The sequence below is a fragment of the Citrobacter sp. R4 genome, assembly GCF_026719175.1.
GTDB classification, from domain to species: domain Bacteria; phylum Pseudomonadota; class Gammaproteobacteria; order Enterobacterales; family Enterobacteriaceae; genus Citrobacter_A; species Citrobacter_A sedlakii.
This window is the reverse complement of record NZ_JAPPSU010000002.1, coordinates 78,233-104,553: the sequence shown is the minus strand read 5'-3', so window position 1 is coordinate 104,553 and position 26,321 is coordinate 78,233. Positions and strand designations below refer to the sequence as shown.

At 51.6% G+C, this 26,321-nt stretch carries 20 protein-coding genes and 3 pseudogenes; 19 read left to right on the top strand and 4 right to left on the bottom strand.

Going from position 1 to position 26,321, the window contains the following annotated elements; genetic code table 11:
- The first annotated feature begins 4 nt into the window (after nucleotides 1-4).
- The 8 genes from OOJ60_RS06025 to OOJ60_RS05990 all read left to right on the top strand — a co-directional run bounded on the left by OOJ60_RS06025 (nucleotide 5) and on the right by OOJ60_RS05990 (nucleotide 9,082).
- Nucleotides 5-490 (top strand): Hcp family type VI secretion system effector, encoded by a 486-nt coding sequence (locus OOJ60_RS06025; protein WP_042288398.1) that lies wholly within the window; start codon nucleotides 5-7, stop codon nucleotides 488-490.
- Nucleotides 490-870: a type VI secretion system baseplate subunit TssE gene (tssE, locus tag OOJ60_RS06020; RefSeq protein ID WP_205612403.1), complete on the top strand. Its 381-nt coding sequence runs from the start codon at nucleotides 490-492 to the stop codon at nucleotides 868-870. Before OOJ60_RS06025 ends, tssE begins: the two co-directional genes overlap by 1 nt.
- Nucleotides 871-889: 19 nt before the next feature.
- On the top strand, nucleotides 890-2,611 hold the full coding sequence (gene tssF / locus OOJ60_RS06015) for a type VI secretion system baseplate subunit TssF (protein ID WP_205612239.1): 1,722 nt from the start codon (nucleotides 890-892) through the stop codon (nucleotides 2,609-2,611).
- Nucleotides 2,575-3,498, top strand: coding sequence for a type VI secretion system baseplate subunit TssG (locus OOJ60_RS06010; RefSeq protein ID WP_205612238.1), 924 nt, complete (start codon nucleotides 2,575-2,577; stop codon nucleotides 3,496-3,498). Before tssF ends, OOJ60_RS06010 begins: the two co-directional genes overlap by 37 nt.
- A gap of 12 nt (nucleotides 3,499-3,510) precedes the next feature.
- A complete protein-coding gene (gene tssH / locus OOJ60_RS06005; RefSeq protein WP_205612237.1) occupies nucleotides 3,511-6,021 on the top strand; it encodes a type VI secretion system ATPase TssH in 2,511 nt (836 codons plus the stop codon).
- 17 nt (nucleotides 6,022-6,038) lie between these two features.
- The gene (locus tag OOJ60_RS06000; RefSeq protein WP_205612236.1) at nucleotides 6,039-6,464 is read left to right on the top strand and encodes a hypothetical protein; all 426 of its coding nucleotides are present in this window, start codon (nucleotides 6,039-6,041) and stop codon (nucleotides 6,462-6,464) included.
- Between the two features lie 121 nt (nucleotides 6,465-6,585).
- Complete coding sequence (locus OOJ60_RS05995) at nucleotides 6,586-8,550, top strand: type VI secretion system Vgr family protein (RefSeq protein WP_205612235.1); 1,965 nt, start codon at nucleotides 6,586-6,588, stop codon at nucleotides 8,548-8,550.
- Nucleotides 8,551-8,560: 10 nt separating this feature from the next.
- Complete coding sequence (locus tag OOJ60_RS05990; protein WP_200035321.1) at nucleotides 8,561-9,082, top strand: toxin-antitoxin system YwqK family antitoxin; 522 nt, start codon at nucleotides 8,561-8,563, stop codon at nucleotides 9,080-9,082.
- A 410-nt stretch (nucleotides 9,083-9,492) separates the two neighbouring features.
- Here OOJ60_RS05990 and OOJ60_RS05985 read toward each other — a convergent pair whose 3' ends face one another.
- Nucleotides 9,493-10,350: a DUF4365 domain-containing protein gene (locus OOJ60_RS05985; protein ID WP_205612234.1), complete on the bottom strand. Its 858-nt coding sequence runs from the start codon at nucleotides 10,348-10,350 to the stop codon at nucleotides 9,493-9,495.
- A gap of 237 nt (nucleotides 10,351-10,587) precedes the next feature.
- Nucleotides 10,588-10,890 (bottom strand): hypothetical protein, encoded by a 303-nt coding sequence (locus OOJ60_RS05980; RefSeq protein WP_205612233.1) that lies wholly within the window; start codon nucleotides 10,888-10,890, stop codon nucleotides 10,588-10,590.
- Between the two features lie 272 nt (nucleotides 10,891-11,162).
- On the opposite strand from OOJ60_RS05980, the pseudogene OOJ60_RS05975 reads away from it, so the two are divergent.
- The 5 genes and pseudogenes from OOJ60_RS05975 to OOJ60_RS05955 all read left to right on the top strand — a co-directional run.
- A pseudogene (locus OOJ60_RS05975) lies at nucleotides 11,163-11,732 on the top strand (tyrosine-type recombinase/integrase).
- A gap of 167 nt (nucleotides 11,733-11,899) precedes the next feature.
- Nucleotides 11,900-12,676: an isocitrate lyase/PEP mutase family protein gene (locus tag OOJ60_RS05970; protein ID WP_205612232.1), complete on the top strand. Its 777-nt coding sequence runs from the start codon at nucleotides 11,900-11,902 to the stop codon at nucleotides 12,674-12,676.
- Nucleotides 12,660-13,706: a bifunctional transcriptional activator/DNA repair enzyme AdaA gene (locus OOJ60_RS05965; protein ID WP_205612402.1), complete on the top strand. Its 1,047-nt coding sequence runs from the start codon at nucleotides 12,660-12,662 to the stop codon at nucleotides 13,704-13,706. The genes OOJ60_RS05970 and OOJ60_RS05965 overlap by 17 nt, the downstream gene beginning before the upstream one ends.
- Nucleotides 13,707-13,903: 197 nt before the next feature.
- Nucleotides 13,904-14,440 carry a dihydrofolate reductase family protein gene (locus tag OOJ60_RS05960; RefSeq protein ID WP_042288374.1) on the top strand — a complete coding sequence of 179 codons (537 nt, stop codon included), beginning with the start codon at nucleotides 13,904-13,906 and terminating at the stop codon, nucleotides 14,438-14,440.
- 86 nt (nucleotides 14,441-14,526) lie between these two features.
- Nucleotides 14,527-14,640: pseudogene (locus OOJ60_RS05955) on the top strand (IS3 family transposase); the annotation flags it as partial.
- Nucleotides 14,641-14,665: 25 nt separating this feature from the next.
- On the opposite strand, the pseudogene OOJ60_RS05950 reads toward OOJ60_RS05955, so the two are convergent.
- Nucleotides 14,666-14,776 (bottom strand): annotated as a pseudogene (locus OOJ60_RS05950) (hypothetical protein); the annotation flags it as partial.
- Nucleotides 14,777-15,377: 601 nt separating this feature from the next.
- Between OOJ60_RS05950 and OOJ60_RS05945 the strand changes: the two are divergent.
- Nucleotides 15,378-19,154, top strand: a complete 3,777-nt coding sequence (locus tag OOJ60_RS05945) for a hypothetical protein (protein ID WP_205612231.1) — start codon at nucleotides 15,378-15,380, stop codon at nucleotides 19,152-19,154.
- 656 nt (nucleotides 19,155-19,810) lie between these two features.
- On the opposite strand, the gene OOJ60_RS05940 is transcribed toward OOJ60_RS05945, so the two are convergent.
- Complete coding sequence (locus OOJ60_RS05940; RefSeq protein WP_042288366.1) at nucleotides 19,811-21,490, bottom strand: SgrR family transcriptional regulator; 1,680 nt, start codon at nucleotides 21,488-21,490, stop codon at nucleotides 19,811-19,813.
- Nucleotides 21,491-21,712: 222 nt separating this feature from the next.
- On the opposite strand from OOJ60_RS05940, the gene ptsG reads away from it, so the two are divergent.
- The 5 genes from ptsG (at nucleotide 21,713) to OOJ60_RS05915 (ending at nucleotide 26,313) form a co-directional block, all read left to right on the top strand.
- Complete coding sequence (gene ptsG, locus OOJ60_RS05935) at nucleotides 21,713-23,239, top strand: glucose-specific PTS transporter subunit IIBC (protein WP_042288362.1); 1,527 nt, start codon at nucleotides 21,713-21,715, stop codon at nucleotides 23,237-23,239.
- The gene (locus OOJ60_RS05930; protein WP_205612230.1) at nucleotides 23,236-24,078 is read left to right on the top strand and encodes a glucose-6-phosphate isomerase family protein; all 843 of its coding nucleotides are present in this window, start codon (nucleotides 23,236-23,238) and stop codon (nucleotides 24,076-24,078) included. The genes ptsG and OOJ60_RS05930 overlap by 4 nt, the downstream gene beginning before the upstream one ends.
- The gene (gene hxlB, locus OOJ60_RS05925; RefSeq protein WP_042289031.1) at nucleotides 24,078-24,641 is read left to right on the top strand and encodes a 6-phospho-3-hexuloisomerase; all 564 of its coding nucleotides are present in this window, start codon (nucleotides 24,078-24,080) and stop codon (nucleotides 24,639-24,641) included. Before OOJ60_RS05930 ends, hxlB begins: the two co-directional genes overlap by 1 nt.
- A gap of 24 nt (nucleotides 24,642-24,665) precedes the next feature.
- Nucleotides 24,666-25,301, top strand: a complete 636-nt coding sequence (hxlA, locus tag OOJ60_RS05920) for a 3-hexulose-6-phosphate synthase (RefSeq protein WP_042288356.1) — start codon at nucleotides 24,666-24,668, stop codon at nucleotides 25,299-25,301.
- A gap of 262 nt (nucleotides 25,302-25,563) precedes the next feature.
- Complete coding sequence (locus tag OOJ60_RS05915) at nucleotides 25,564-26,313, top strand: HipA family kinase (protein ID WP_148365403.1); 750 nt, start codon at nucleotides 25,564-25,566, stop codon at nucleotides 26,311-26,313.
- Nucleotides 26,314-26,321 lie beyond the last annotated feature (8 nt).

The window sequence follows — 26,321 nt, the reverse complement described above, 5'->3', positions numbered from 1 at the left end:
AACCATGGATGCGATTTTTTTAAAGCTGGACAACATTACCGGCGAAAGTCAGGTGAAAGGGTTTGAGAAGCAGATCGAGATCATGTCCTACAGCCATAACGTGGCGATGCAGGTCACCAACGACGTCAGCAACACCGAGCGCACCTCCGGGCGCGCTCACGTAGGCGAATTCTCGCTGACCAAGTTTGTCGACCTCGCCACCCCGGTGCTTAACGAATACTGCTGCAGCGGGAAGGTCATTCCCACGGCGTTGCTGACGCTGTGCCGTAACGACAACGGCAATATGCTGCCGTTTATTGTCTACACCTTAAGCAACGTCATTATTTCGCACCTGAGCGTCAGCGGCGGATCCGGCGGCAAGCCGGTGGAGACCATGTCACTGAACTTCACGAAAATTAAATGGGAAATCACCGCCCAGAAATCGGCAGGGCAGAAAGAGGGGAACTCCTCCTCCGTCTGGGATATGGCGATGAACCAGAAAGATAAATGATGATGTCGTCGTCCGTTCCGGTTGCGCTGCTCGACAGGCTGGGAGATGAGAATGTCCCGCCGCGTGAGTCGGTGCGCCGCGAACTGATCCGTCTGTTCAACGCCCGCGCCTCGCAGGAGGCCGAAGAGCTGCCGCCGCTGCTTGTATGGGGCATGCCCGAATGGCACGGACTGAATGCGGACGACGAACGGGCGCTCAGCCAGTTCTGTCGCCAGCTGCGCAGCGCGATTTTGCGCCTTGAGCCGCGGATCGTGGCGCTGACGGTGAGCGTGAAGGATGCGCGCCAGCAGACACTGGCGCTGCATATCGACGCGCAGCTATGGAACGACGACGCGCCGCTGCTACTGGAGTTGTGCTGGCGCAACGGCAACTGGCAATAGGCGATACAAGGGAAGATCAATGGACGATCGGCTGCTTGATGATTACCTGCAAGAACTGCGGTGGCTGCGTGCGGCCAGCGGCGAGTTTGCCCGTCGCCATCCGCAGGTGGCGGCCCGCCTGCGTTTAAGCGAGTTTGACTGCCCGGACCCTCACGTTGAGCGGTTGCTGGAGGGCTTCGCGCTACAAAGCGCCCGCTTGCACCAGCGGCTGGATGACGGCTTTGGCGAGCTGAGCGAGTCGCTGCTGGAGCAGCTTTCTCCGCACCTGATGCGTCCTTTTCCCTCGACCGCGACCGCCTGTTTTACCCCCGATCCGCTGGCGGGCGACCTGACGCGCGGCTATGTCCTGTCCGCCGGAACGCCGCTCTATGCGCTGACCGCGGAGGGGAAAACGGTCTGGTGGCGCACCGCCCTGGAGCAGACCCTGTGGCCGGTGGCGATTGACTCGCTTGAATGGTGCGATGCCGCGATCGCGCAGCATTACTGCGGGCAGCCCCACGCGCGCGGCGCGTTGCGCATTCGCCTGCGCTGCCTGGCGCCGCACCGCTTTTCGCAGCTGGCGATGACCTCGCTGCGCGTACATCTTTGCGCTTCGCCGCAGGTTAACGCTGTGCTTTTTGATTTGTTCTACGCTCACGTTATCGGGCCGCGGCGCCCGCAGCCGGTGGGCGTACAGAATGCGGCGCGCATTTTGCCGTTTGATGCCGCCACCCCCGCCAGCGGGCTGGCGCTGAGCGCGTGGATGCACTGTCCGCAGGCGCTGATGTATTTCGATTTGCCGTTGCCGCCGGGGCCGGATGACGACGCGATGACCCTGTGGATCCCCTTTGACCGCGCCCCGCAAACGGCGCTGCCTTTGCAACTGGGCGATATTCGTACCGGCTGTGCGCCGCTGGTCAACTTATTTACCCGTACCTCAGAACCGCTGATCGCCGAACATACCCGCAGCGAACAGCGGCTGGTGGCGGATCACAACGACAGCGCCATGCAGATCTATCGTATCCAGGATCTGTGGATGAGCAGCCGCGACGCGGCGTGGCGCGTGCCGCCTTATTATTCAGCGCAGGGGCATAGCGACGCCCGCTGGTTCTGGCATGCGCGGCGCCATCGCGCGCAGGGCAATACGCTGTGGCTCACCCTGGTGGACAGCCGCTTCGACCCGGCGGAACCGCCGGAAGAGGCCAGCCTGACGGCCAGGCTATGGTGCAGCAACGGCGAGACGCCCCTGACGCTGGCGGCTGGCACGTCGCTCACTTTCGAACAGCCCGGCCCGGTGGCGCAGGTGCGTCTGCTGGGTACGCCGACAACGCCTTCCGCCCCCGCTGCGCAGCGCGACGCGCGCTGGCGGCTGGTCTCTTCGCTGGCGCTCAACCACCTGTCGCTCACCGAAGGCGAAACGGCGCGGGCGTCGCTGAAGGAGATGCTGGCGCTCTATGCTCCGTCCGGCGCGTCGCCTGCCTTCTGGCAACAGATTAACGGCATCAGCGCCCTGCGCTGCGAGCGGGTAAGCGAACATCGCGGCGGCGAGGCCTGGCGCGGCTGGCGCAACGGTATTCGGGTGACGCTGACGCTTGATCCACAGGCCTTTACCGCCAGCAGTCGCCTGTTGTTTGCCGCGATTATCGCCCGCTATCTGGCGCAGAACGCGACGGCGAACTGCTTTGTACAGTGTGTCTTACAGGATGAAGGGGAGGCGCTGCCGCTATGGCGCGATACCGGAGAAACGGCGCTGACAGTATAGCTGAGCGACTGCGGCGCGAGCCGTGGCGTTTTTCGCTCGAGCAGTACGTCAGGCTGGCTGAACTGCGCGGAGAGATCCCCGAGCTGTGCGGCGACTATAGGCTGGCCTTTGCGCCCGCGGAGATCGGCGTGCAGCGCGATGGCCGCCTGCGGGTATGCAGCCTCGGACCGGGCGGCGCCGACGGCGTGCTGCCCTACGGCTGGCTGGAGTGGCTGCAGCAGGCGACCCAGGACAAAAACGCCGCGCCGCAGGATTTTCTCAACCTGTTTCAGCGGCGGCTGATTGAACACCACTGCCGCAGCCTGAGCCTCTGGCGGCTGGCGACGCCCTATGCCGCGCGGGAGCATGCGCCGGGCTTCGCCATCATGCGCGCGCTGTGTGGCTTTGACTCGACGACCATGCAGGGACGCGGGTCGCCCTGCCTGTTGGCGCAGAGCGGGCTGCTGGCGAACCGCAGGCGATCGACGGAGGGCTTTATCGCCCTTGCGGCGGCGATGCTTAACGTCACGCTGCGCACAGAAGCGTTTATCGGACGCTGGCAGACGCTGCCGCCCGCGTCGCAGGGGCGCACCGGCAGCCGCCTGGGCCGCGACAGCGTGGCGGGCAGACGCGCCTGGAACCAGCATGCGGCGCTGCGGGTATATCTGGATATTGCTGACGCCACGCAGTGGCGGGCATTTTTGCCCGGCGGCGAGGGGTTTCAGGCCCTCTGCCAGCTGGGGCAAATCTGGTTTGGCGCAGGCGTGTCGCTGGAACTGATGATGCGCGGCGCGCTGACGCTGGACACCACGTTAACCCGCGACCGCCCGCCGCTTCTCGGGCGCACCGCGCAGCTCAGGGGGCGCGGAACGTCATCGTTCTGCAACCGACAACATCTTAAGGATTAAGGAGAACGCCGCATGGATTTAAAAGCGCTGGTACAACGACTGAACCCGATCTGCTTTCGCGCGCTGGAACAGGCCGCGGAGCGTAGCCGGGCGCAGGGACACTGGTTTGTGGAGCCTGAGCATCTGCTGCTGGCCCTGCTGGACGACGAGCACAGCGATCTGGCCTGCTGCCTCAGTGGCGCGGGGATTGCCGCCGACGCGCTGCGCGATGAAATCCGACGCGCCCTGGCGCAGTTCAAAACTGGCTGTACGCGGATGCCGATCTTTTCCATACAACTGGCAGAACTGCTGGAAGGGACGCTGCTGTTGGCCTCCCTCCGCCAGATGAAGAACGTACGTTCCGCGCTGCTGCTGCTGACGCTACTTACCCGAGAGCGCCTGCGCGCCCAACTGGCGCTGGGGATGCCGCTGCTGCTGAAGATCCCCGCCGAAACGCTGGAAGAACAGTGGCAGAGCTGGTGTCGCGGCTCCGCTGAAACGGTGTGCGATGCGCCAGGCGAAGCCCCGGCGGTTGGTGATGAGAACGTGCTGGAACAGTACACCTATGATCTCACCCACGACGCCAGAGAGGGGCGGATCGATCCGATTATCGGGCGCGACGCCGAGATCCGCCAGTGCATTGATATTCTGCTGCGCCGTCGGCAGAACAACCCGATTCTGGTGGGCGCGCCCGGCGTCGGTAAAACCGCCGTCGCCGAAGGGCTGGCGCTGCGCATCGCTGAAGGCAGCGTGCCGCCGCCGCTACGCGATGTGGCGCTGCTGGCGCTCGATCTCGGCCTGTTGCAGGCGGGCGCAGGGGTGAAGGGGGAATTTGAGCAGCGGCTGAAAAGGGTGATCGAGGCGGTAAAAAAATCCCCACAGCCGATCATTTTATTTATCGACGAGGCCCACACGCTGATTGGCGCGGGCGGCGCCGAGGGCGGCAGCGACGCCGCCAACCTGCTGAAACCCGCATTAGCGCGCGGTGAGCTGCGCACCATCGCCGCCACGACGTGGCAGGAGTACAAAAAGTATTTCGAGAAGGACCCGGCGCTGGACCGCCGTTTTCAGCGTATTCAGATTGAAGAGCCGGACGAAAACCGCGCAGTGGTGATGCTGCGGGCGGTAGCCGACAAGCTGGAGGCGCACCACGGGGTGCAAATCCTGGATACCGCCATCCGCGAGGCGGTGCGCCTGTCGCAGCGCTACATCTCCGGACGTCAGCTGCCGGACAAGGCCATCAGCGTGCTCGACACCGCCTGCGCGCGGGTGGCGCTGGCGCAGCATGACGTGCCGCCCGCGCTGGAAGAGATCCGTCAGCAGCAGGCGGCCATCGAAGAAGAGAGCGCGCGCCTGAACCGCGAGCTGCTGGTGGGCGTCGATCATCACGACCGGCTGTGCGAACTGGAGGCGCAGGCGCAGAAGTTACAGCTGCAGGCGCGGGAGGTGGAAGAGCGCTGGCAGGATGAGCGTCAGCGGGTCGGCGAGTTACTGGCCGCCCGCCAACGGATGCTGGATCTCAGCGCGCAGCCGGAAGACGACGAGCTGGAGCAGGCGCTGGTGGAGTGCGCGGCGCTGATCGGCAAGCTGGAAACCGCCGCCGCCCAGCTGCGCGACGAAGTGCCGCTGGTGCCGGACTGCGTGGATGCCGCCACCGTGGCGGCGGTGATCGGCGGCTGGACGGGTATTCCGCTCGGGCAGATGCTCACCGACGAAGCCCACGCCCTGCGCACGCTGGTCGAACGGATGAGCGAGCGGGTGATGGGGCAACAGGCAGCGCTGGAAACCATCGCCCAGCGGCTGCGCGCTTACCGCAGTGGCCTGACCGATCCGCAAAAGCCGGTCGGCGTGTTTTTGCTGGTGGGACCCACCGGCGTCGGCAAAACTGAAACCGCGTATGCGCTGGCCGACGCCCTGTACGGCGGCGAACGCAATCTCATCACGATAAATCTGTCTGAATATCAGGAAGCGCACACCGTCAGCCAGCTCAAAGGCGCGCCGCCAGGCTACGTCGGTTATGGCAGCGGCGGGGCGTTAACCGAAGCGGTACGCCGCCGTCCTTACTCCGTGGTGCTGCTCGACGAAATCGAAAAGGCGCACCCGGACGTGCTGGAGGCGTTCTATAACGTCTTCGACAAAGGGGTGATGGAAGACGGCACCGGGCTGATTGTTGATTTTAAAAACACGGTGATGCTGGCGACCAGTAACGTCGGCGCGGAGTTAATTCTCGATACGCCTGCTTCTAAATTAAAAAGCGAGCGGTTTAACGAGGCATTGCGCGAGGAGTTGTTAAAGCATTTTCGTCCGGCGTTTTTAGCAAGAATGACCACGGTGGCGTATCGCTCTTTAGATGAAGAGATATTAAAAGGGATTGTGCTGGCTAAATTAGAGAAATTAGCGCAGCGGTATTTTGTGGCAACGGGGGAGAAATTGAATATGGATGAGGGGTTGGTTGAGAGGGTAATGGAGAAATGTAAGGGAGTCGGGGCCAGAGATGTGGAGAACCTGGTGGTTGGGGAAGTGATGGGAAGATCTCAGAGCTAATTTAAGGGAGTTAAATCATGCCAGAAGTTAGTGATGAAAAAAAAGTCGAGGTGAGGAATTATTTGTCAGATGCACGTCGTCCTTATCAACATACATCGGCGACTGGTGTCGTTTTATATGATGATGGTGAATACGGCAGTATTCATTACGGCTACAGCGGCGCAGAAGTTGATTGGCGCTATACCCGCTTCGTTTTTCGCCATCGGACAAGCGATTTTGTCAGGAGCAAAAAAAAATCTAACGATGCAGAAGTAAAAGTTTTTGATTTAGCTTCGTGGGAGATAATTAGTAATTTGCGTGAAAGGTATCATCCTATCGCCATGTTTCTTTATGTCGTAGGACCGCATCCTGTATGTCCCTGCTGTAATCACCTTAAGTCATTGTTTAAACATGAATTTAGTATAGAAACTATAAGTGTTGAGTACATTCAGAGGCTTTATTAGTTACGATTGCCGGATGGCGGCTTTGCCTTATCCGGCCTACACAGACTGCATATTCTGTAGGCCCGCTTAAGCGTAGCGCCACCGGGCATGACGTACTCTACAAATATAAAAGGAATTTCCCATGCCCGATACCACCATCATAAAACTTACCGCCCCAACCCTGACCGGTCTTACCGCCACAACCGCGCAAACCGAATCACAGCTTAATGGCCTGACCACCGCCACCATCGCCGTGACCACCTCCGCGCCGTTAACCTTAGACGCTTCACTGGCAACCCATCTAACAACGACGCTTAACAATGCCGATTACGACGGACTGATTGCCGAAGCGCACCAGCTTCCGGCGACCAGCAACGCCGATCGCTACCAGTTTGTCCTGCGCCCCTGGCTATGGTGGCTGACGCTCGCCAGCAATAACCGCGTCTTTCAGAACCTCAGTGCGCAGGAGATTGTCGAGAAGGTCTTTAAAGACGGTGGGTTTACCGACTACAAATTTCAGCTCAAGACCACACCATTAAAGCGGGAATATTGCCTGCAATACAACGAAAGCGATTTTAATTTTGTCTCGCGACTGCTGGAGCAGGAGGGGATCTTCTGGTTCTTCACTCATGCGCAAGGTAAGCACACGCTGGTGCTGGCGGATGACAACAGCGCCTTTCCGCCCATTCCCGGCGACAAAAAGGTGAAGTATCAGGCGGCAGCAAGCGGCACACGGGAAACCGGGGCGATTCGCTCGGTGCAGTTGCGTTTACAGGCCACCGCACAGGGCTTCCAGAGCAGCGATTATAACTACGAGCAGCCGAAAGCCGCGCTGTTCGCCCTGGCCGGTGAGAAGAAGGGCGGCATGCAGTATCAGCACCCCGGCAGGTTTAGTGAAAAAGCGCAGGGCGACGCGCTGGCGGCGTGGAAGGCCAATGCCCTGAAGGCGCAGGCGAAACAGCTGGTGGGTGAAAGCGACTGCGCGGCGCTGATGGCCGGACACTGGTTTACCTTGATCGATCACGACGACAAATCTCTGAACATCGACTGGCTGGTCACCGCTGTCAGTCATGAATACGATGGTGAACGCTATCGCAACCGCTTTACCGCCATTCCAAAGGCCACGCCGTATCGCCCGCTCGCCGTGACGCCGCAGCCCTTTATGCATACGCAAACGGCGGTGGTGGTCGGCAAAAGTGGCGAGGAGATCTGGACCGATAAGCTCGGGCGGGTAAAAGTGCAGTTCTCGTGGGACAGAGAAGGCAAAAACGACGAAACCAGCTCCTGCTGGTTGCGGGTGGCTACCGCCTGGAGCGGCAACGGCTTTGGTACGCAGTTTATCCCGCGCATTGGCCAGGAAGTGGTGGTGAGCTTTATCGACGGCGACCCGGATAAGCCACTCATTACCGGCTGCGTGTACAACGGCGCGAATGCACTGCCGTATGCCCTTCCGGCGAACCAGACCCAGTCCGGCATTAAAACCCACAGCGCAAAAGGTTTTAACGAACTGCGCTTTGACGATAAAAAAGACGCCGAGCTGCTGGCGATACAGGCGCAGAGAGATTTCCAGCTTACGGTGCTCAACGACAGCAAAACGACTATCAGCCACGATGAAATTCAGAGCGTAAAAAACGATCGCACCCGCACAGTTGAAGAGGGTAACGAAACCGTCACCCTGAAAAAGGGCAACCGCACGGTGAAAATTGAGAAGGGCAGCGACATCCTGGAGGTGAAGGACAAGCGTAGCGTGGCGGTGAAGGGCGATCAGGAACATGCCATCGACGGCAACGACACACATAAGGTGAAGGGCGACTACACGCTTAACGTCGACGGCAATTTGACCATCAAGGTCAGCGGCACGCTAACCCTGGAGAGCGGCAAAACCCTGAAAGTGAAAAGCGGGGCGGATCTTAACGCCAGCGCCTCGGGCAGCCTGAAGCTGGACGCGACCAACATCGCCAGTGAAGCAAAAGCCTCGTTGACCCAGAAAGCGGCAACCATCAGTCAGGAAGCAAAAGCGACCCTGACCAGCAAAGCCAGCGCCACCCAGACCGTGGACGGTGGCGGCATGCTGATTATTAAAGGCGGGATGGTGAAGATCAACTGACGGAGACGTGATGAACGAAACGCTGGAGCTTCAGCAGGATCGTACCCGCATTCAGGCCGGGCTGAGCGGCGGCCTGCTTAACGGCGAGACGCGCATTGAAGAGCGTGGTCGACTGCTGGCGATCCTGCGTTATCAGCAGGGGTTACTGCACGGCAAAATGGAGAACTGGCACCCTAACGGACAACTGGCGCTGGAACAGGTGTTTCAGTACGGTAGGCTTCACGGCGTCGCACGCTATTATTCGCCAGAAGGAATGCTGGTGCGGGAAGAACACTGGCATGACGGCGAACTGCATGGCGAATGTCGCATCTTTTACCCCTCCGGCGCGCTGCACCTGCGCGAGCAGTGGCAACATGGTCTGAGGCATCAGTGCAGCGAACAGTTTTATCCCGACGGCGCACGGGCGCTGCGGCAATATTATGATTGCGGGAAGCTGACAAAAGAGACTGAGCGCTGGCTGCCGGACGGTCGTGCAGTGAGTGCCGACGGTAAACCCCAGTCGCGGTTGAGTAAATGGACCGAGCGGCTGTAATCTGCGTCCTTGTAATGGGTGGGGGAGGCGGTTGAGTTTGTTAGGGATTTTGATTTTTTGCGAGGAAGGGAAGGCGCAAAAAGAGTGGCGATCATGTTGATATGGAAGGGATTTTTGTATCTGATTGATTTTTAAATTGATTGTTGGGGGCGGGATTTTGCGTGTTGGTAGAGGCTCTGGTGGAAGATGTAGGCTTGTCGCTTATAACAGATCTGACTGGTCTTACAAACAGGCCGCTCTGTGCCAGGAACAGACGTTACTTACCTCGCGATATATTAATTTATGGTGAGCTGGTCACATGTTTGGTAAACATGTGTCAAATATTTAGTGGTGTAAGTGAATATCGACATCAGATTGCTGAAATAATGATGCAGAACGCGGCCTAATTAATTAGGGCTCAACTGCGCCCTTTAATAACCCGTCATGTGATAAACCCAATCTTTTGTCTGCCGTCTAATTTCACGACTCAATGTTTGGGGCAGTATTTCATTTGGAGTTCGGTCGCCCTTAATCCAATTAAAAGCATGATTGAACATATAAAGCAATATCGCCTCGTTATTCTCAAAGTAATCGATAGCTTCTTCTATAAGGGGAGCTCTTAGCACCAGCCTTCTATCATGAGATACAGCATCTTTCAGCTTTTCATAATCGATAAAATGATGGTTGAATATGTCAATTTCGCTATTAAAAGTTATATAGTCCTTGTGTTCATCTTGGAGGTAATAGTCTTCCTCTACAAAATTATCTAAGTCATGTTGTTCTAAATCATCTAATAATGATTTGGCGAGCCTTATCAGATCTTTGTCGGATTCTGAAAGCATTGCCATCCTCCAGGAATTTTTGGATTCAACACATAATTTATCTGAATCTGTGAAGGTGACTTTTTTGGACTGGTGTCCTTTTGAGGGTATTTCTTGAACTATTTCATCCAGACATTCTTTTGAAAATGGCTTCCAGAACATCTCAGGATCATTATGGCTATCCGCCATTACGATGGAGACCAAAACAACTTGAGTTTCTAACTGTTGCCAGTACATAAAGTCAGATAGATCGATCTGTATATCAGGGGTGTTTCCAACCGTTGATTTAATTTGAACCGCAAAAAAGTCCCCAGTTGATATTTCATCTTCAAAAATTTCAACTTGAGCATCTATGCCAACATCAATATCAAGCAATCGGCAAGGCCAATTAAAATAGCGAACTATCCAATAAGCAAAATATAGCTCACCTGCTCTTCCTGTTACTCCGGTGCTTTTGTATTTTTTCATAGCTTAGCTCATAGCTCTTCCTTTTCGCTGAGTTAGACAGGTTACACCCTAGCTAATTGTCTGCCAACTGAATGGTTAATATGAATTGCAACTGTTCCTGTAGTCACTTTCGTGAGAGCAGACCACAAAAGTGACTACTTCCGCTCTTCGCTCAAAGCTGCCTTTCAGGAAAGCTTAACGCGAGATTTTACCTGGCCCCAAGAGCGCTACTTTACGAAATAAAGCAAAACAAAGCGTTCATCTTTTGTTAGCATCGGTTTTCCTACGGATATCAATCATCCTGACATACATCTCTCTAAATTCCTTATTCTGCTTGATTACCATTTCCTTGGGCAAGGATGCACGCTCATTATTCCATTGATTAATAATATCCTCGCACTCCTTATAAGCATTATTAACAATATTCTCAGCAGGAATCGTCGTGTTAATATAGGGAATAGTATGTTTGTTCAAGCATCTGGAGATGGGAGGACCATAATCATGGTCTTCGGCATGGAGGGGAAGAGCGAAAAGCAATGTAAACAATGTTATAAATCTCATTTTCAGTTTCCCCTTGTAGACACAATGTGACCAGAAACGTCTGTCCTCTGCGATAATATCGATTTTATGATGAATAATTAGTCGCTGAAGAAAGATATTATGCACATGCTATGACGGCTTACACAATACCATCCAAGTGAAAGCCATCCTGTCTCAAAATCAGCATGCGAAAGTTACAATATCCGCTCCTCGCTCATATGGGACAACCATAATCACATCTCCTAACCCAAAGGAGATTGAACATGACAACATCCCCCTGAAACAAGGGCCGTATTATTGGCCAGAAACGGCCTCTTCAGATCTCTCATATCTGCGGAATCCGTATCAGACTTGAGCTGGAAGGAAAAGTACGCGATTTAGCTCTGTTTAACATGGCTCTGGACTGTAAACTTCGGGGCTGCTGGTTAAGCTAAAAGTTTCTGATGTGGCCTATGGGCATTCTGTTTCGGGCAGAGCGACAATGCTGCAGCAAAAAACGGGAAGCCCCGTTCAGTTTGAACTGACTAAGGGAACCAGAGAGGCTGTAGCAGCGTGGATCAAAATGGCTCATCTACGTAGTAGCGACTATCTTTTCCAGTCCCGCGTCGGTCCTTCACGACATATCTCAACCAGGCAATATAACCGTATTTTTCATGGATGGGATTAATAAGCTGGGTCTCGACGAGACTCTGTACAGTACGCATTCTATGCGAAGAACCAAGCCATATCTGATCTTTAAAAAAACGAAGAATCTTCGATTGCTCCAGCTACTGTCAGGTCACAAAAAACTCGAAAGTACAGTCCGTTATCTCGATATTGAAGTGGATGATGCCCTGGAGATATCTGAGTCTATTGAAGTTTAATTTGTCAGGGCTGCAACAGCAGACCTGTGCCATGAGCAGACCTTGAAAGGTTACGCCCAGCTCCGAAGAACAGACTCACTTTGCTTAAAAATGGTCGTCTGAATTTCGGTTGTGAGGTTTTTACTGAATGCTTAGATTCATTTTCAATCTATTGAGAGGAAATGAATATGAATTTTGCAGAACTCCACAACCAGCACCAACCTCTTCTTATCGCTAACGTTTGGGACGCCGCCAGCGCTGTCGCAGCGCAAAGAGCAGGTTATCAGGCTCTGGGAACGTCCAGTGCAGCAATAGCGGCTACACTGGGATATGAAGACGGGCAGGGCATGTCGTTTAATGAATTATTTTATTTGGTCACACGTATCCGGGCTGTCAGCAACCTGCCATTGAGCGTTGACATGGAAGCAGGGTATGGTGATTCAGCCGAAGAGATAACAGCCAATCTCAAGCGCCTCGCACAGATAGGCGTATCAGGCGTAAACCTTGAAGACAGCAGAGTCGTTAATGGGGTTCGTCAGCTTGACGATGCATCTGACTTTTCCCGTAATCTGAGAACAGTATGCAATGTGCTGAGAAGCGAAAATTATAACCTGTTTCTGAACATCCGGACCGATACGTACCTGCTCGGTCATGAAAGCGCGTTGCAGGAAACGTTATTACGGGGTCAGAGCTATAAAGCTGCAGGTGCTGACGGCCTTTTTGTTCCCTGCCTGACGTCAGAGAAAGACATCAGCCTCATTGCAGAGGCAACGGGTCTGCCTCTGAATGTCATGTGTATGCCTGATCTTCCGTCGTTCGGTAGGCTGAAACTGGCCGGGGTAAGCCGCATTTCAATGGGCAATTTTGTTCATTCGGCCATTCAGTCAACGCTGACTGATGTAATGCATACGATCCGGTCGAGTCAGACGTTTGAAGGACTTTTTGGTGATGAAAATAACCGATAAGAATTTGTGTGATACCTGGTATCAGGCATTGCTTGAACGTGCTTCAGAATATACCGGCGTGTTTTTTGTTGGCGTCAAAACCACTGGCGTATTCTGCATTTCTGTATGCCGGGCACGAAAGCCCAAACGCGAAAATGTCGAATTTTATAAAGATGCCAAATCTGCCCTGGCGGCAGGCTTTCGTCCCTGTAAGGTCTGCAGACCTGCTGAAAATGCGCACAGCGCGCCATTATTTGTTGAACAGGCGCTTGCGCTTGTCAGGCGCGATATGAAATCCCGTGTGGCTGACGCGGAGCTTCGTCAGCATGGAATCAGTCCGGAGCGGGTAAGACGCTGGTTCCTGCAACATCACGGCATCACTTTTCAGGCTTTCCAGCGAATGCAGCGGGTGAACATTGCCCTGCAGGAGCTGAAAAGCGGACGAGCGGCGACTGACGTTGCTCTGGACAATGGCTATGAATCCCTGAGCGGGTTTGGTTATACCTACAAGCGGCTTACTGGAGCAGCTCCAACTCATGCAACCCAGGTGATTGTCATTCACCGGTTTACCACGACGCTGGGGCCTATGTTTGTCTGTGCGACAGAGCGGGGAATCTGCCTGCTGGAATTTACCGATCGCCGGATGTTAGAAACGGAATTTCGCGATATCCAGCGTTTATTTAACGCCAGAATTGTCACCGGAGAAAACAGCCATACGCGGCAGACAGTCAAAGAAATGAGCGAGTATTTTGCCGGAACTCGCCGACAGTTTGAACTCTCTATAGATGCCCCGGGCAGTGATTTTCAACAATCCGTCTGGCATGAGTTGCGTGCTGTTCCCTATGGGGAGACCTCACACTATCAGGCGATTTCACTACGGATTCATAAGCCAAATGCCGTACGTGCAGTCGCTGCTGCTAATGGTGCAAACCGGATTGCGATTGTGATCCCTTGTCATAGAATAATTGGAAAAGATGGAAAGATGACCGGTTATGGTGGTGGCATTTCTCGTAAAGAATGGCTCATTGATCATGAGAGAAGCAACATTTGATGATCTGATGGTCCCATTTAGCCAGAAACGTATGCTCTGTTTGAGGGCTTGGTTCTTGTGCCTTTCGAAGGTTTTTGCAACTAAAGGTCCGCTTTTCGCTCACAGCGGACCTTCAGCTTAGGTAACTTGCTCGCTTTGTGCCTGGAGCAGACATTGCTAATCAACGAGATATATGCAACCTGAATACGGAGCTCTTGATGGTCACCACACATGTTTTCATCGCGGTCAGTCTTGATGGTTATATCGCTCGACAGGATGGCGATATCGACTGGCTGTTGAAGCGCGATGACCCGACAGAAGATCATGGCTATGCCGCATTCATTGCGGACAAAGATTGGATCATTATGGGGCGAGGCAGCTATGAGAAGGTGCTGACTTTTGACGAATGGCCTTATGATCGACCCGTACTGGTGCTTTCCCGGCAGCTAACCGATACCCCCGTGCCCGAGGCGCTGAAGGGAAAAGTGCAGTTTTCATGCCGCACGCCAAGGGAGGCTCTTGCTGACCTGATGGAGAAGAACGTGCACCGGGTCTATATCGATGGTGGGCAGTTAATACAGTCGTTCCTGCGCGAAGGTCTGGTCGCCGATATCGTTATCACTACCGTTCCTGTCCTGCTTGGTTCGGGAAAACCGCTGTTTGGAGAACTGCCCCATGATATCGGTTTGACGCTATTATCCAGCCGCAGCTTCCCTTCGGGTCTGGTGCAGTCGCACTATCGGCTGACGTCATAAGCTGAATATAAGCACAGTGGCGACCTTCGCTAAAGCGAGAAAATGCCCCAGTTGCCAGCGGTACTGTTTTACTTCTACGACCTTGCTTCAGTTCGCTGAAAAAGCAGTGCATCAGAAAACGGATCTACAAAACCCGGGATCTGGTTTGTGCAGATATCTTCGATGACATTGACGTGTTCAACAATCGGCGCTGGCGGTAAGCCATATTGGGGCGTCAGTGACCCTGGACTTGATTAACAGAGTAAACCCGTCACCATCATACAGCTGATAATCGGCATCTTTAGGTTTGGCGGCTTTGATTTCCGTATCGGTTAACGGCTTGGTTTTTCTTGCCATGGGGAGTCTCCATGCGTTTAGGCCCAGCGAAAACAATAGAGCTTTTCGTTGGGCCTATCAATGGGCCTAAAAGGTTCGGGTTTAACTAGTTGGCCGGGACAAATTCAAGGCACAAAAAAGCCCGCTGGGCTTGCGCCGTGCGGGCTCTTAGGACTTCATCGGATGACTCTGGTAATCACCGATGGAGAATTTGGCTGGCGTCCTTGTAATTGGTGGGGGAGGTGGTTGAGTTTGTTGGAGATTTTGATTTTTTGCGCGAAGGGGAAGGCGCAAAAAGAGTGGTGATAGTGTTGATATGGAAGGGTTTTTTATAATTTATTGATTTTTAGTGTGATTGTTAGGGGGAAGGAGTTTGTGTGTTGGTCGAGGTATGTGGGTGGACGTCATAGGTTTGTCGCTTCTAGCTGATCTGATAGCCTTTCGTTCAGACCTCTATCTACTTGGAGTAGACGTTTAATATTCTGATGGGGATTTCAGGAACTGTCAGGCTATAAGCTAGGGGCATTTCACAACCATAATCACCTTGAGGGACTACAGTAAGTGAGAAAATAAGTATTCATTTTAAGTTAGGGTACAATCAGCAAAAGGCAAGAATCCTGAGATGATGAACAAAATGAATAATTACTCCCCAAATTGGTATCTTTTGCATAAATTATTGGTTGATGAACCACCTGTGTTCACTCGGGATAGACTCTGGACTTACAAAGAGCATCAGCATGCCAGAGCGCTCGCGATCTATCTTGCACACGCCACTTTGGCAACCCCTGCACTTAACAAAACAACTATAGCTGAACTATTATCTGGATCGAGAGGCTGGCCATGTAAAGATGGTAAGCACCATTTTATACAAACTAACTGTTCGCTTGATTTCCTCGAGGATGCGGGATTTTTGTCATTTTACGCTGACTGGTGTGGTGTATATTGTCAACATCCTTGGCAAACAGAAGTGCTCGATGACAGTATTATCGATATTTTGAACACAACGGAACAGCTTAAACAGATACGGCTTGGCCTGAATGGTTTTATTGAACCACACTTTTGCATAAATGTTAGCGAACTTACAGCACTATTAATTGAAGAATTTGGCAATGTTTCTCTGGAAACATTACTACCACTATGTATGGGGATAAACGACTCTGTCAGTGTTGCACCTGAGACCTCAAAATTTACACCTCTTCATAGTACATATCTCTGGCAAACTCTACTTGAGATGTATCCTGCGGAGGAGGCGTTTAGACGCTGGATGCTCTGTATACAAGTACAGGGAAGAGCCATTGTTCCTGTACTATTTAGCCTTCTGGAAAAGAAGCAAGAAGAAATTTTTCTTGAAGAAATTGAAAGGTTCTTATCATCAGAACTCTCGTCGTCATATTCATTGAAAACCATATTCAAACAAGTTACAAATTCTCGATATTTCAGGCAACTTGTTGAGCCTCGAACTATACAATTTAATGTATCCATGAATAAGGATATGCCTGAAATTGGAATGAAGTCAGAAATATCAGCTACTGGAAATATAACGGCTCAGGATTTAGATGAGCTATATATGTATCCTGCAGGAGACGACCCCGATGAAATGGAGGCTTTTGAAAAATGGGAGCAACGCGGGTATGAACTTGTACTGTCGATGCCCTTAACATGGTTGATCCAAGAGTGTTTGATTCATTCAATCTACATTGACAGACAATGCCTCAGAGGTTCGTCTTTTTCATTAAATCTGCTTGTAATGGCTAAAATCAATCCGGTTTTAAGGCACATCCTATTTAATATCCTACCACGACGATTTGCCTGGACGTATATGCTATTTCTGTTGTCCCGCGTCGATACTTGTGATACAGCCTTAGTTCATTTGACTAGTAGGGAAACGCTTCATACGCTCTTGAGCAGTTATTCTGGGGCTGCGGGTATTGAGAAAACCTACAGGGAAGCGCTTTTAAAAGAGTATTTACGAACAATTGAGAGTTGTGATGCCAATGGACAACGTTTACTGAAGATTGCATATCATATCGCTGATTTATGTAGTTTCTATAATGATAATTATATTGATTCGCCAGAATACAGAATGTTAACTTGCCTACTGCAACGTCTTGACGATGCGAGTGTGCTGCAATTGGTCAGTTCTTTCATTAAGCAATTAGAAGAGCAACTACCTCGACGAGTTTTGAGGCTTAGAGAAAGAAGCATTTATTATATTGGGTTTTGGCTCGCTGAGCGTATTGAAAAATTGGAGGGAAACCATAAAAAACAGATTCAGCATGAATTGTGTACCTGTTTGTATACCTTCTATCAAACAGCCTTTGAAGAATGTTTTAGTGGAAAGCGCCGAGATCTTGAACCTGGTACTTTTTTTGCCTCCTTACCATGGGCAAGTCTGATTGCAGTAAAAGGAGCTAGTCCTTTGCTTTCTATGTCAGTGAGGATATTAGATTGGAGAGATTCACTGACATATAAAAATGAAAACTGGTCGGCAGTTGCTTCTGCTATAAGACATTACATGCAGACTTTGATGTGTGTTGTTAAGTGCAAAATTGATGTCATTGAGCAGAAAAGGGTTTGGCGAAAAGTAACAGAAATAGTGTGTTCGTATGGGTTTGGAAAACAGGAAGGTAGGGTATATATATTTGATAGATATATTACTGATAATACTAGGGATTTATGGGTAGCCTTTAGTGTTTTTTTGAATAGTATCCCCGATGATCTCTATGTTGATTTTATTGAACAGTGTAAAGAGAGAATTCCAGTTAGCTCTTTGTACATCATGCTTGACCATTGTCATATCTTGGCTAGAGAGCAGGTTTTGCAGGATATTATTTTAGCTCGTCGAGACCTGGATAAAGAAAATTTAGGTCTCAATGATCTTGAATTAGCATTCATATCGGCATGTGATAATAATCATTTAAAATTAGCTTGGGGGGTCTTGCAGGCAGCAAAACCTATTCTTAGTCGACTGAGAGGTATGAAAAATCTTGATTTACTAGAGCGTATTTGTCGATGGGAAGGATATGCTTATAAGTATGAACATTTAAGATTGTTTATGGAATTAAAAGATAACCCTGATGAATATATTAGAGCCTCGAAGTTAATAACTTTCAATAAACCTAATATAGATTTATCTGAGAATAACATCCACTTTAAGAATTTGTGTTGTGAATGTGACCAGTTTAGTCGTTACATTTGTGCAATAGCCTTGTATAAAAGCGATCCGGAGAAAAGTGTAAGTATAATGGAGTCCCTTTGTAGGACTAGTAAGAGTCTTCACCATTCCTTTGCCCTTTTTGTGGCAAGAGTTGAATATGGCGAGAAAGTGGGGGATCTTTCACTTCTATCTCTCGCTCTTGATAAATTTCTCATATCTATTAAAGAGACGAAACCAGAAGATATTGGAACTCAGTGGGCAAGCCAAATACTGGATGTTATGCGGAAACTGAATTTTCAACATCAGGCTGATATTTTCTGGCGAAAATTAACACCTGAGCAGCGTAACACTAAAGAAATAATGCTGCCATATTGCCTGACTCTTGTAGAACGAAACGAAGTCTGGACAGCACAGCAGATCATTGATAATTATCGAAAATTAAATGCTGATATCGGCGACGATACTAGTCTAATGCCACTTCTTGAGAAGTTAAATAAGGCTCTTCCTGAAGAACCTGTTGTTACTGGTATTTTCAGGGCTATGGTTGAGTCACAGAAGAATAGTACATTTCAACTTGCCCAACAATACGGTTTGATCGTTAGCCGTAAATTTAACGAATATGTCGAAATTATTGGGAATGGCCAAACCACTGAGATTTTCTTGAAAGATGTGGTTATCAGCATTGGTCGTGAACTTTTGATGCGCAAAAAAAATCTTCAGCTTCAAGCTAGTAGGAGAGCAAAAGGTACAATAACCAACCAGATTACTAATGAGGATCTGATTAATGATTGGTTTACGTCGTTGTTTGATATGCGCATGTCTGAAGCCAGGATTGGTTTTGGTGACCAGAAAAGGATGGGGCGATCAGCATCGGGTCAAAGTATCGGAGAAATAGATGGTGTTATTAAGCACAGTGATAATACTCGAATTGCTATTTTTGAGGCTTTTCGCCTTTTCTCTCTTGAAAAAAGGACTATTAGTGGGCATTTGGATAAGATTTCATCTTATGATAATGAGGGGCTAAGTCCGGTATTTATTATTGTTTACTGTGATACCGACGATTTTACAAAACTGACAAAAGATTATAAAAAATATGTTTCAGATATTAGTTATGCTGGTTTTACTGATAAAAATAAACGTGTTGAAACGGTAGAGATAACTGACCAATTATGGCTTGGAAGGGAAGTTCGATACCGTGTGAAAGATATAGTTTTCTATCATCTCCTTCTGAATATGAGATAAAATTTAGCACCTGTGGGGATAAAAATTGGATTTACCACGAAGTTAGTATTTTTGAGGTTTATATGTTTGGATATTAATCTTATTCCTTAAGGACTAATTCTTCTTAGGGGTGAGAGAAAATGAGCGAGGCATTAGTAACCTGTACCCTTTGGTAAACACATACAGGTGTAAGTGCTGCCTTCATCTGCAACGTGTGAACCTATCCGGGGGTATTCTAGGACTAACCATGTTTAAAACTATGCCTCAGCTTTGAATGTACAAGTAAACAGAAAGGGAGCAGTAGTTTGAAACAACTTCTTCCAAGGGTTCACCCACACGCTAGAACCCACCCTAATGATGCTAGTGTGAACATAAGCCAGATGCAGGCTGGAGTTCCTGACGCAGCCTTTCAAATACTCACGGTCATTCGCAGGCAAGAAAATAACCAGGATGGGCTGCAAGGGCTTGGCCGCTTCCACGATTAGCGCGGGTATTTTAGTGACGACTACAGGACATTCTGAATGTAGGTATCGGTAGACAGTAAAGGATGTTGCGGATGGATTTGATGGAATTGCCCATACAGATGACCAAACGTTGCCCGAACCCAAATCCCGCACTTCTCTCCCTTACCCTTAAAGGCCTTTAAAGGCCCTTTAGCGAGCTTTTGCGGGCGTGCATTATTCGAGCCAAAGTTGGCTGAAATCCGGCCATCCCAGCGTATTTAAATCCCGCCAGGTAAATGACTTCTCGGTCGCAAATTCCATCCAGTGATGTAGCAAAGGAATGACATATCGCTGGTGGGTAATTTCATGGAAAAAGGCGGCAATGGTGGCGAATGCCTGTTCATCATCGCTGTTCAGAATGGTCGGCAACAGGGCGTTCAGGTTTTGTCGCTGGGCTTCAGGCAGTCGCGTAAACAGAGTGGTGGAAGCCAGCCATTCCAGAAACGCCGGAACCGAAAGGGTATCGAGCATAAAGTTGCTGAGCCAGATATCCGCGGGAGGGCGCGGCTGGCTGTTAAAGCGGTCAAATGCGTCGATCCGTATTTCGGCGCGAATATGCCAGCGCTCAAGCAGGATGCGAATCGCCCCGGCAAGCTCCACCAGTTCCGGCTGCTGAAAGGTGCTGATGATAACCGGCTGACGCAGGTTAAACGGCGCGGTGATCCCGCCAAAATCCACCGGGCGGTGATTCCACTGCGGCAGCATGCCCTGAGCAACGGAGAGGATGCGCGCGTATTCGTCGGGAAGCTGCGTCTGGCTGAGAAGTTCGACAGGTTGCAGCAGGTAATTGATAAACCGTCTTCCGGCCTCATCCGCAAAGGCTCCGTCGCTGTCGAGCAGCACAAAACAGCACCCCTGCTCCAGACTACGCTCGTTGAGCGGGCGGTCATCCTGCGCCTCCTCACCCCGCAGCAGGGGAATAAAGCTCATGCTGATATGTTCCGGAGCCCAGGTGAAAATGGTGATCTCATCCAGTCCGGGGCGCGCCTGATGCCAGTGTTGATTGCGCCGCAAAACCATAAAGTTGTCGCTGTGCTCCTGCAGGTGGAAAGCGCCGGTACAGCGGATGTGTCCGTGCTGGTAATCAAACAGCATCGTCGGCTGGGTGGCGAGCAGGCAGTCGAGCCGTTTGACCGGATGGTGCGTTTCAATCACCAGATGCCAGGGGGCGTCAGCGGTGATGCTTTTTATTGGGCTGAAAAGCGGGGAGAACTGCGGGCTTTGGCTGGCGGCGAGCAGGCAGCGCTGAACGGCACTGGCATCCAGTTCGCTGCCATCGGCAAAGCGGGCGGTGGATTTCAGCCAGAACTCCCAGCGGGTAAAGTCGTCGTTGTGGGTCCAGTAGTGGGCGATATCGGGAACGATCCTGCCCTGAACGGCGTCATAGCGCGTCAGCCCGCTCAGGCACTGGCGCAGGAGATGGCGTTCGGTCCGCCGTAGGGGAACGAGCGGATTAAGCGGATCCAGATTGCGATAGTAGGGGATGCGTACCCGCGTTTCGCTGCTTTTATCCTGTACCCCAAAGCGCCACAGGCTCAGGCGATCCAGCAGATACTTGTCGTTACCGATAAACCGCAGCACGTTGCCGTAATCCTGCTTCTCCAGCAGCTTATTGACGTTCTGGCTGAACAGCTTTTCCGGCGAGGTTAACAGGTGGAGCCGTGAGCGCTTGCCACGTCCGCGCTGAGGCTGCCAGTCGAGCCATTTTTCCTGATGCATCTTTTTCAGCGCAATCCGGCAATTACGCACTGAACAGCCGAAGATGGCGGCGATCTCCTGCATCTGTAATTCGTGCGTCTGACCTGCGCCGTAGCGGGCGTGCAGCCTGCGAAAATGCGCCTCGAAGATACTCATATGATGGCCTCCCACCGAACGCGATTTCCTCTTTTATCCCTTTCTGACGGTTTCCGGCGTGATTGCCCTCATAAATTTTCCGGTTTTAAGCGAAAACCGGAAATAACTTTCGTCGTCGGTTGCTGTTTTTTTAATCATCTCCGGTTCGGATACTGAAGGTGTTCGGAGCAGAACCTGCTGTTGAGCGAATCCCTGTCATAAAGACGCGCTCAGGAGATCGAGATGAAAAGATTCAACCTTCTGCAAATGTTACAAAGCATCGGGCGATCGCTCATGATCCCCATTGCCATGCTGCCTGCCGCCGGTATTTTGCTGGCCTTCGGCGTCAGCTTTCAGGATCCCAATATTGTCGCCAGCCTGCCGTTTCTCGGCGCTGACTGGCTGGTTCACGTGCTGAAGCTGATGGCGGAAGCGGGCAGCGCGATTTTCGCTAACCTGCCGCTGCTGTTTGCGGTCGGCGTGGCGGTGGGACTCAGTGACGACCAGGGGATTGCCGGGTTGTCGGCGATCGCCGGGTTTCTGATTATGAACGTCACCATCGGCCAGTTTCTGGGGATCACGCCCGAGTCGGTGGCGCAGGTGCGTGACTACACGATGGTGCTGGGCATCCCTTCGCTGCAGACCGGCGTGTTTGGTGGCATCATTATCGGGATTATCGCTGCCTGGCTGTATAAACGCTATTACCGCATCCAGCTTCCGTCATGGCTGGAGTTCTTTTCCGGCAAGCGCTTTGTGCCGATAGTGACCTCCTTCGCCGCGCTGTTTGTCGGGCTGGTGATGGCGGTGGTCTGGCCGCCGGTTCAGCATCTGATTAATGGCCTGTCGAATACCATGACGGTGCAGGGGACGGGCGTGTCCGCCTTCCTGTTCGGTTTTGTCGAGCGACTGCTGATCCCGTTTGGTCTTAACCATGTCTGGTGGCCGACGTTCTGGCTGCAGTTTGGCGAGTATGTGAACAAGGCCGGGCAGGTGGTGCATGGCGACCAGCTCATCTTCTTTGCCCAGCTGAAAGACCAGGTGCCGATTACCGCCGGAACCTTTATGGCCGGGCTGACGCCCATCAAGATGTTCTGTATTCCGGCGATTGCGCTGGCGATCTACCGCTGCGCCAGCCCGGAAAACAGAGCGCGGGTGAAGGGCATTATGCTCTCTGGCGCGATCACTTCCATCGTCTGCGGCATCACCGAGCCGATTGAGTTCTCCTTCCTGTTTGTTGCGCCCGTGCTGTATGGCATTCACGCCGTCCTGGCGGGGCTGGTGTTCCTGCTGATGGAGTGGTTCAGCGTGCATATCGGGCTCTCTTTCTCTGGCGGGCTTATTGACTATCTGTTCTTTGGCGTCCTGCCGCGCGCGCCTCACTGGTACATGGTGTTCCCAGTCGGGCTGGTGATGGGAGCGGTGTACTACGCCCTGTTTACCTTTGCCATCCGCCGCTGGAATTTGCTGACGCCGGGGCGTGAAGTCGAAGAAAGCGCGGTGACGCAGGAAAGCGAACATAACGACCTGGTGAGCGGCATCATTCTGGCCTATGGCGGGCTGGGGAATATGACCAGCATCGAAGCCTGCATGTCACGTCTGCGCATTGACGTGATGGATAAGACGCTGGTGGACAAAGCGCTGCTGAAACAGCTGGGCGCGGCGGGCGTCGTTGAGGTCGGGAACAACATTCAGAGCGTCTTTGGCATGAAATCCGATCGGCTGAAAGAGGCGATCCGCGCAGCTAACGCGTATACACAGGAGGCAAAATGAAACAGCTACACCACGGCGGCCTGCCGCTGTATCTCGATGACGACGGCGTGATGGCGCTGAAACCGCCGCTGAACTATCTCGGTTTTGGTCGCAAAAGCGCCGGGCAGATGGCGGTGGTTTTACCGGAGTTCACCGAGGCGCTGCGTGATGAACCGGCTTATGATGTCTATCGCGGGCTGAGCTTTGCGGAGGATCAGGAGCGGCTTTCTGCCGACCAGTATCAGTACGACATCACCATCATCATGCCGGGAACGATCGGCAAGGAGCGCAAGAAAACCAGCGGCCATTATCACGGCTATAACGACACGCGGCGCAACACCCATCCGGAAGTGTATGAGGTGATTAAGGGCACTGCGGCATATATCCTGCAAAAGTCGCCGGATTTTGCCGTTGAGCCAAAAGATCTGCTGGTGGACGATCTTATCGTGGCGGTGGTGAAGGAGGGGCAGAGCATTATCGTGCCGCCGAATTACGGCCACTGCTCCATCAATATCGGCGACGGGCCGCTGGTGTTCAGCAACCTGGCGTATAAACCCTGCGCGGTTCACTACGACACGGTGCAGTTTTATCACGGTATGGCCTGCTACATCGTGGAGGAGAACGGGCAACTCTGCGTGCGCAAGAATCACTACTACCCGCATATTCCGCGCATCAAATTCGCCACCGTCAAAGAGAACCCGCATCTTGGCATCACCTTCGATACGCCGCTTTACCAACGCTACCGCGCCGCGCCGGAACGTTTCCACTTTCTGGGGCATGTCGATAACTATGTCCGGGAAATCATGGGGATGCTCCAGTATCAGGATGATTTATTCCCGCTCTGTCAGGAGGACGCATGATGGAAACGCAATCTGTTGCAGGCGTAGCCTGTAGCGACCTGCATCAGGCGATGGCGCGGATTGATGACGCTGCGCTGGCGCGTCTGGAGCAGACCATCGCTGAAGCGAACGCTGTATTTGTTTTTGGCGCAGGGCGTTCGCTGTTAATGCTGAAAGCTTTTGCTATGCGCCTGATGCATATCGGCCTGAAGGTGCATGTTGTCGGCGATGTGGTTACGCCTGCGCTGCAAAAAGGTGACCTGCTGCTGCTGGCCAGCGCATCGGGTGAAACGGCTTCGCTGGTGAATGTGGCAACGAAAGCGAAGCAACTGGGTGGCACAGTGGCCCTGCTGACCATTTTCCCCGAGTCCACGCTGGGGAATCTGGCGGAGGTGGTGGTCAGGATCCCGGCCTATACCGACAAACTGCCGGATGGACCCGATAACGTGAAAGGCATTCTGCCCGGCGGCAGTCTGTTTGAAGAGGCGGTCATGGTGCTGGGGGATGCCATGATTGTGAATCTGGCGCAGTCGACGGGATATCGCTTAACCAAAGGTTTTGCGCTGCACGCCAACCTCGAATAAGTCATTCGATACAAGGAAACCAACATGAAATTACAGCTTGCCCTGGACGAGTTAACCCTGCCTGAAGCGCTGGTATTTATCGATAAGGTGGTTGATGACGTTGATATTATTGAAGTGGGCACGCCTTTTCTTATTCGGGAAGGCGTGAAGGCGATTAAAGCTATTAAAGAAAAATATCCGCATAAGGAAGTGCTGGCGGATGCGAAAATTATGGATGGCGGCCATTTTGAGTCGCAGCTGCTTTTCGACGCCGGGGCAGACTATGTCACGGTGTTAGGCGTGACCGACGTGCTGACGATCCAGTCGTGCATCCGCGCGGCAAAAGAGGCCGGAAAGCAGGTGGTGGTGGATATGATCTGCGTCGACGATCTGCCCACGCGGGTCCGATTGCTGGAGGAGGCGGGGGCGGATATGCTGGCGGTACATACCGGCACCGACCAGCAGGCAGCGGGGCGTAAGCCGATAGATGATTTGATAACGATGCTGAAGGCGCGCCGGAAAGCCCGGATTGCCGTGGCAGGCGGTATAAGCAGCCAGACTGTGAAGGACTACGCACTGTTAGGCCCGGATGTGGTGATTGTGGGATCAGCGATCACGCATTCGGCGGATCCGGCAGGTGAAGCGAGGAAGATTTCACAGGTGTTGTTGCAGTATCATTGAGATTAGACGAAAAGGACGGCATCTGGTGCGACTGTGTGCCAGATGTCGGAATAATCAAAGATTATGCCTTCAGTCTGGTTGATACATGTTTAATGATCTTACCCACCAATAGTGGACATGCGGTTAAGTGAGTAAACTCTTCACCAGAGGTAGCTCACGTGGAAAAATTAATAACTCAGGAGTCTCTCGAAAATGTTTGTGCTCCATTTGGTTATACAATTATACTTCGCGCCATATTTTATTGTTTCTATTGAAGGTTACCGTGATTATAATTAATTCCATTAAAGATAAACTGGAAAAATCCACAAATCACTCCAATCCTTTTATTGGTGTTGATGAGTTAGGCAATGATTGGTTTGTAAAAACATATTTCAGCAAGTCCGGTCATGAAACAAATGCGTTATTTAATGAATTAGTAGCTTTTAAATTAGCTGAGAAGATAGGTTTACCTTGGCCAAAGGGCCATCTAGTTCAGTTTTCAGAAAGTGTAAAGAGTGAACTAAATGTATCAACTTCTCATTTTATTGCATATGAGTTCATGCATAATCTAGAAGAGTTGCCTGAGGGTTATCAATTCAGTAATAACCAAATAAAAAATCTCTATGGCAAATCAATATTTGATAATTGGCTATCAATAGGTGATGTAAAAAATGATACTTGCAAATTGTTAAATGGCGAACTGCTATTCATGGATGCTGGAATAGCCTTTGAGGATGATAATTGTGAGGCATGGGGGGAAGATGGTCTTATATGGACAGAAAATAAATTGTTCATTGAATCATCGCCATATCATCGCGGAATTTTGCATTCTGCAGAAGAGTATAAATCATGGATGGATAAAATTTGTGAAATACCTGTTGAGTTTTATCAATCCATCGCAGATAGCATCCCTCAAGATTGGTATGTTCCGGAAAGTTACAAATTAAAATTTGTTGAGGTGTTTTCATCATCTTGTGAGAGGTTTATTCCTATGATGAAATCATGTATTGAGTGGGAATTAAATCACCAATAATATAAATA

What these genes read in the sequence shown, in the direction of transcription:
- OOJ60_RS05965 (WP_205612402.1), top strand. Translation starts at nt 12,660, where the DNA reads ATGAAAATAACCGATAAGAATTTGTGTGATACCTGGTATCAGGCATTG.
- ptsG (WP_042288362.1), top strand. Translation starts at nt 21,713, where the DNA reads ATGAAAAGATTCAACCTTCTGCAAATGTTACAAAGCATCGGGCGATCG.
- hxlB (WP_042289031.1), top strand. Translation starts at nt 24,078, where the DNA reads ATGGAAACGCAATCTGTTGCAGGCGTAGCCTGTAGCGACCTGCATCAG.
- OOJ60_RS06000 (WP_205612236.1), top strand. Translation starts at nt 6,039, where the DNA reads ATGCCAGAAGTTAGTGATGAAAAAAAAGTCGAGGTGAGGAATTATTTG.
- OOJ60_RS05970 (WP_205612232.1), top strand. Translation starts at nt 11,900, where the DNA reads ATGAATTTTGCAGAACTCCACAACCAGCACCAACCTCTTCTTATCGCT.
- OOJ60_RS05960 (WP_042288374.1), top strand. Translation starts at nt 13,904, where the DNA reads ATGGTCACCACACATGTTTTCATCGCGGTCAGTCTTGATGGTTATATC.
- hxlA (WP_042288356.1), top strand. Translation starts at nt 24,666, where the DNA reads ATGAAATTACAGCTTGCCCTGGACGAGTTAACCCTGCCTGAAGCGCTG.
- OOJ60_RS05945 (WP_205612231.1), top strand. Translation starts at nt 15,378, where the DNA reads ATGATGAACAAAATGAATAATTACTCCCCAAATTGGTATCTTTTGCAT.
- OOJ60_RS05930 (WP_205612230.1), top strand. Translation starts at nt 23,236, where the DNA reads ATGAAACAGCTACACCACGGCGGCCTGCCGCTGTATCTCGATGACGAC.
- OOJ60_RS06025 (WP_042288398.1), top strand. Translation starts at nt 5, where the DNA reads ATGGATGCGATTTTTTTAAAGCTGGACAACATTACCGGCGAAAGTCAG.
- OOJ60_RS05940 (WP_042288366.1), bottom strand. Translation starts at nt 21,490, where the DNA reads ATGAGTATCTTCGAGGCGCATTTTCGCAGGCTGCACGCCCGCTACGGC.
- OOJ60_RS05980 (WP_205612233.1), bottom strand. Translation starts at nt 10,890, where the DNA reads ATGAGATTTATAACATTGTTTACATTGCTTTTCGCTCTTCCCCTCCAT.
- OOJ60_RS05990 (WP_200035321.1), top strand. Translation starts at nt 8,561, where the DNA reads ATGAACGAAACGCTGGAGCTTCAGCAGGATCGTACCCGCATTCAGGCC.
- tssF (WP_205612239.1), top strand. Translation starts at nt 890, where the DNA reads ATGGACGATCGGCTGCTTGATGATTACCTGCAAGAACTGCGGTGGCTG.
- OOJ60_RS05985 (WP_205612234.1), bottom strand. Translation starts at nt 10,350, where the DNA reads ATGAAAAAATACAAAAGCACCGGAGTAACAGGAAGAGCAGGTGAGCTA.
- OOJ60_RS06010 (WP_205612238.1), top strand. Translation starts at nt 2,575, where the DNA reads ATGGCGCGATACCGGAGAAACGGCGCTGACAGTATAGCTGAGCGACTG.
- tssE (WP_205612403.1), top strand. Translation starts at nt 490, where the DNA reads ATGATGTCGTCGTCCGTTCCGGTTGCGCTGCTCGACAGGCTGGGAGAT.
- tssH (WP_205612237.1), top strand. Translation starts at nt 3,511, where the DNA reads ATGGATTTAAAAGCGCTGGTACAACGACTGAACCCGATCTGCTTTCGC.
- OOJ60_RS05995 (WP_205612235.1), top strand. Translation starts at nt 6,586, where the DNA reads ATGCCCGATACCACCATCATAAAACTTACCGCCCCAACCCTGACCGGT.